Source organism: Methanobrevibacter sp. (assembly GCF_045646045.1).
Classification (GTDB): domain Archaea; phylum Methanobacteriota; class Methanobacteria; order Methanobacteriales; family Methanobacteriaceae; genus Methanocatella.
Map to the genome: position 1 here is coordinate 1 of NZ_JAZRJY010000009.1, position 5,365 is coordinate 5,365.

Here is a 5,365-nt window from a genome sequence, read left to right on the forward strand (position 1 = left end):
GATACCGGAAACCCAGTAAATAACGGAAGCGTCAAATTCAACATCAATGGTGTATTCTACACAAGAGAAATAAATAAAGACGGAGTAGCTAAATTAAACATTAACTTAAACCCAGGAGAATACATTATAACCACAGAATATAATGGATGTTTAGCATCAAACACCGTTAAAGTTTTACCGCTTTTAATTGCTGACGATTTAGTAAAAGAATATGGGATTACCGAGCAGTTTAAAGTAAAATTAGTTGATGGAGAAGGCAAATCCGTATCTGGAGAGGATATAACATTCAATGTTAACGGAGTCTTTTATACAAGGACGACTGACATTAATGGAATAGGTGCTCTCAATATTAATTTAGGTGTGGGTAAATACATAATAACATCCAGCAATAAAGATTCAATTATTTCAAATACTATTGAAGTGCTTGAAACAATAACTATTGCTCCAAATTTATCCAATAATGAAATTCAATCCATTTTAGATTCTACTACAAAAAAAGTAGCCGCAAAATTTGAAGGGAGTAACTATTCAGATATCTCCCTTAATATTAATAAACCCATTTTATTAAATGGAAATAATGCTGTTTTAAATGGTAAATTAAAAAATTCAGTTATTACAGTTAATTGTGATGATGTGATTGTGAAAAATACAAAAATTAATGCGCATAATGGGTCAGGAATTGCAATTAATAATGTGAAAAATTCTATTGTTCAAAATAATGTAATAAACAATACAGCATCTAGAAATAAAATTAATTACCACAATTCTAGTGAAGTGTTGCTTGAAGGAAATGGAGTAGACATTAGTGGTCAAAAAACTAAACTTGACGGCAACACAATAACAAAATTTAAAAATGGAATAAACCTTAAAAATGCAGACAATACAATAATAAAAGAAAATACCATTACTAAAAACAACTTTGGAATAGAATTTGATAAAAATGTGAAAAACACAGAAATTTCAGACAATAATATTTCAAACCAAATCGGATGGTACACAATGGATATGGTAGAAGGCCCATACGGATATGGAATTAGTGTAAGGCATTCAGGAACCAATATTAACATAAAAGATAATCTAATCAATGAAAACTATATGGGAATATTCCTGGACTCTGAAAATTCATCAGGAATAAAAATTACTGGAAATGAAATTAGAGACAGTATTATTGAAGGTTTTACAGCTAATGAAAATTACACTCCTGTATCCGGAGCCACATTGATTGTAGAAAATAATGCACTTTACAATAATGCTAAAGGACCCAGCCTAATGATTTTAGGAGAAGTTAGTGCAAATCCAGCAGGAATTTATGGACCCGGAGAATGGGATGATGATTTAAAACTCGAATTAGGTCCAAACTGGTATGGAACAACACTTTACACAAAATGGGGAGACAATAATACTGGACCAGGAACAATATGCCCAAGAATTAAAACAACACTAATTGACATTGAACTAACAAATAGTGGAGAAGGCAAATATAACGTTGCTTTTGTAAAAGATAATAAAACAGTAACTGAATTACCTGATTTTAAATACCACTTCACATTAAATGCATATACTGCATTACAGCAAGAAATAGTAATTACCGCTCATCAGGGGGTAGCTACACTAGAATTTTCAAAAGACCATTATAATTCAACAGGAAACATTATCGACGGATCTTCAGGTTCTTTATTTGATAGTGATAGACCTTTCAGAGTAACTTATACATATAATGTTCCAGATTCTGAAATTCCAAAAAAAATAGAAAAATTAAAAGATAGTAATTAAATTTACTATCTCATTCAATTATTTGATAATAAGAGCCTTCTGCACATGATTTACAGATTGCCTTACCATTTCTTACCAAATGACGACCATCAGTTACTTTTTCACCACACACATGACATATTTCAGTTGAATGAGCACTTCCCGGCAATTGAGGTTCAGGAATATCTAAAATTTTAACTTTTTCATATGTAAATAACTCTTCAGGAGGAGTTGTTTTAAACCTTTCAATCATTTCGTCACGAGTTTCTTTAATTTTTTCTTTTTTATTGGCGTCCGCATCACAAACCCTAATTGCTTCACCGGTGTCCATATCATAGAATGTAACTGCAAATTTACCATAATACATCTGTTTTAAAGAACGTTTACCCATTGAACATTTGGTTACGGATTGAACTGCATCCGCCATACATCTATCAATCTCTAAAAATACAATTAAGTTTTTATGACGGGTATTCAATTCCATACCCATTAATTCCATACCATACATAGCTAATTTAGTACCAATAGCTATTCCGCCACAGATTTCTCCGTGAAATTCACCAGCTTTTGCTAATTGTTCTTCATAATCTTTTTGATTCATTCAATACCACCTAATTTTAAATTTGTTTTTAAAGGAACACATATTTTCCTATTATCATCAATATTTATTAACTTGACATCTATTGAATAAGCTTTTTTTAAGTTTTTCTCAGTTACTACATCTTCAGGTTTTCCAAAGTCAATAAATGATCCATCTTTCATTATAGCCACCTTTGTTGAACTTAAAAAAGCATGATCAGGAAAATGTGATGACATAATAATAGATAAACCCGATTTAGCCAAGTTATCTGTTATTTCTAAAAATTTTATTTGATTTCCAAAATCTAAATGAGAAGTCGGTTCATCCAATATCAAAATATCCGGCTGTTGACATAAAACACGTGCTAAAAACACCAGTTGACGTTCTCCACCACTTAAATTAGTATATTCCTTATCTTTTAAATTTTCAATACCTAATGTTTTAAGAGCATTCAAAGCAATTTTTTTATCTTCCTCTTTTGGATTATCCGTCAAATTTAAGTAAGGTGCTCTTCCCATTAATACAACATCAAATACTGAAAAAGAAAATGTAGGCACATGTGATTGTGGAATATAACCAATGTGTCTTGATATTTGACTGAAAGATAAGCTTTTAATATTTTTTCCATTAATTAATATTTCACCAGAATCTATCTTATGAATGTTATTAAGGCATTTTATTAATGTAGTTTTTCCCGTCCCATTAGGTCCAAGTATACATAAAACATCCCCTTTATCTATTGAAAAACTAATATCCTCAAAAATTAATTCATCATTATAAGAAAATGAAATATTTTTAACATCTAAAGCCAATCTGAGTACCCCCTTCTAAGTAAATATAAGAATATAGGAACACCAATAATAGCCGTTAGAATACCTATCGGTATCTCTATTGAAATAGCGACACGAGAAATATTATCTATTAAAAGTAAAAAACTCGCACCCAAACTTAATGATGCCAGAAGTAAAATCTTGTTATCTGGCCCAACAATCATTCTTGCCATATGTGGAATAATCATACCAATCCAACCTATAATACCACTAATAGATACAGCTGCAGAAGTCAGTAATGTACACCCCACAATAATTATAAGTCGTATTCTTGAAGGATTCAAACCTAAAGATTGTGCTTCTTCATCACCCATAGCTAAAATATTCATTTGCCATCTAAGTAAGAAAAGAATAATAAATCCAATCAGTAATGGAATCAAAATCATTATTATTTCATCCATTGTAACAGAAGCTAAACTTCCCATTAACCAATAAACTATTTCAGGTAATTTATCATCAGGATCCGCGATGAATTTAACCCCAGAAATTAAAGAATTGAAAAATGCCGATATAGCAACACCAGAAAGAACCAAAATTAATATTCCCCCAGATTTATATGCTCTTGATATTAAATATGTTATAGAAACAGAAATAATACCAAAAAGAAATGCAAAAATTTGGATTATAACACTAGACCCACTAAATAAAATAGCTAATGCGGCACCGAATCCTGCACCATTTGATACTCCTAAAAGGTCAGAAGATACTAATGGGTTTTTAAATATTCCCTGAAATGCAGCACCAGCCATTGAAAGTGAAGCACCAACAAGAATAGCAGCCAAAATCCTTGGAAGCCTTATCTGCCAAACAATTGTATTAACCGTTGATGAAACTGTTAATTGCGGGAATATTGGGCTTAGTATAGTTTTTATAACATCAACCGGACTAATTGGATATCTTCCCATTAAAAAAGATGCGAAAAAAAGAATTACAGGTAAAAATACTAAAAGTATTATACTTATAATTTCTTTATTTTCCTTTTTCATAAAATCCCCTATAAATTCTTTTCTTTAAGACCGGAACCTAATAAAATTTGTTTTGCTTGATCGTCTGATAAATCATAATGGTAAAAGTCTGAATAAAACTCTTTAGTAACTGAAATCATATCTATATCAGAGTATTGATCAGGATAAATTACTTTTGCAGTCCAAGGAACACCAATAATCATATTTGCACCAACAGGTCTGTCAAACCACTTGAATGGAGATTGTGGTGATAAATAAACTTCATGATTTTTAACTGCATTAATATTAGCCCAATTGGAATCATTATAAACTTTAGCATAGAATTCAGGGTCGGTAGTGATAATAACATCAGGATTCCAACTTATTACCTGTTCCATTGATACCTGAAAACCACTAGTGGTATTTCCCTGATTAATTGAATTTGCAACATTTTTTCCACCAACCAAATCAATCAGTTGACCATGAGTCGAATTTGATGGATATGTTTTTAAACCGTCATTTCCTACAGCATAATAAACAGTTTTCGTATTATTATCAGATAATTTAGAAGATTTATCCTGAACTTCATTTAAATATTTATCATTGAAATTAACCAGTTTTTGAGCTTTATCTGCTGAGCCTATAATTTCACCTATGAATAAAATAGAGGAATCAACTTTTTTAACAGTTGTAGTATCATTGACTGCTACAACAGGTATTTTACCAAATTTAGATTGCCTTTCATTAACAGTAGACAAATCTCCATCCCCACCTTCATCAATTGATTCAATTACAATATCCGGTTCTGAAGCAATAAATTCTTCATAACTACCATCCTGTGTTCCATACCAACCACCAATATTAGGTAATCCCCGATATTGTGATGGAACATAAACCTTTTCACTATCAGTCCATTCAAAATTTAAGGCAGATAATTTCTCCGGAGCAATCATATAAATTACTGTAGTCATTGGTGGAGAAGTTGCAACAACTTTATTAAGTGATGCAGGTATTTCAACATGCCTGCCAATCATATCGGTAATATTTTTAGATCCTGAGTTTTCAACTGTTGAAGGAGTCAAAAACAAATGAGTAGCAATACCTAATACTATTAAAAGAATTAAAATCAATATAATAATTTTACTTTTCTTTTCCATGTCAACCACATTATAATCTTTGATATGAATATTTATTCTCAACATATTAAATAATTTACTAAAAAAGTTATAAGAGCTAAATTTAATTAAATTAAAAAATTA

Annotated in this window: 5 protein-coding genes; 1 reads left to right on the forward strand and 4 read right to left on the reverse strand. The window is 30.7% G+C overall.

What is annotated here, in order from left to right:
* The coding region (locus ACKI5C_RS00635) for a nitrous oxide reductase family maturation protein NosD (protein ID WP_407431007.1) at nucleotides 1–1,773 on the forward strand (1,773 nt) is incomplete at its 5' end.
* Between the two features lie 10 nt (nucleotides 1,774–1,783).
* On the opposite strand, the gene ACKI5C_RS00640 is transcribed toward ACKI5C_RS00635, so the two are convergent.
* Genes ACKI5C_RS00640 through ACKI5C_RS00655 form a run of 4 tightly spaced genes read right to left on the reverse strand, consistent with a single transcriptional unit; the run spans nucleotide 1,784 to nucleotide 5,263 of the window.
* Entirely contained in the window at nucleotides 1,784–2,353 is a 570-nt protein-coding gene (locus ACKI5C_RS00640) for an FmdE family protein (RefSeq protein WP_407431009.1), read from the reverse strand.
* On the reverse strand, nucleotides 2,350–3,144 hold the full coding sequence (locus ACKI5C_RS00645; protein ID WP_407431011.1) for an ABC transporter ATP-binding protein: 795 nt from the start codon (nucleotides 3,142–3,144) through the stop codon (nucleotides 2,350–2,352). The genes ACKI5C_RS00640 and ACKI5C_RS00645 overlap by 4 nt, the downstream gene beginning before the upstream one ends.
* Nucleotides 3,135–4,148, reverse strand: a complete 1,014-nt coding sequence (locus ACKI5C_RS00650) for a FecCD family ABC transporter permease (RefSeq protein ID WP_407431013.1) — start codon at nucleotides 4,146–4,148, stop codon at nucleotides 3,135–3,137. The genes ACKI5C_RS00645 and ACKI5C_RS00650 overlap by 10 nt, the downstream gene beginning before the upstream one ends.
* An 8-nt stretch (nucleotides 4,149–4,156) precedes the next feature.
* Complete coding sequence (locus ACKI5C_RS00655) at nucleotides 4,157–5,263, reverse strand: ABC transporter substrate-binding protein (protein WP_407431015.1); 1,107 nt, start codon at nucleotides 5,261–5,263, stop codon at nucleotides 4,157–4,159.
* Nucleotides 5,264–5,365 lie beyond the last annotated feature (102 nt).